Source organism: Tannerella forsythia, assembly GCF_003860135.1.
Classification (GTDB): domain Bacteria; phylum Bacteroidota; class Bacteroidia; order Bacteroidales; family Tannerellaceae; genus Tannerella; species Tannerella forsythia_A.
This window is the reverse complement of record NZ_RQYN01000226.1, coordinates 1-206: the sequence shown is the minus strand read 5'-3', so window position 1 is coordinate 206 and position 206 is coordinate 1. Positions and strand designations below refer to the sequence as shown.

Sequence of the window (206 nt, the reverse complement as noted above, 5' to 3'; positions counted from 1 at the left end):
GAAACACGAATGCTTCCCATAATTTCATTGGTTTTTTGGAAGAGACTTTAGCCATGTTTGATGGCAAAAAAGTCGGCTTGGTACGACTTGACAGTGGTTTTTGCCAGGGAAATATATTTGACTGTTTGGAGGAAAAATCTTTACCCTACATTGTTGCAGCCCGATTTACACACCCCATTCAACACCTGATAGACAAACAGGATTTT

Annotated in this window: 1 pseudogene; it reads left to right on the top strand. The window is 39.8% G+C overall.

Annotation, left to right across the window (positions count from 1 at the left end):
* Positions 1-206 (top strand): annotated as a pseudogene (locus EII41_RS14430) (IS1380 family transposase); the annotation flags it as partial.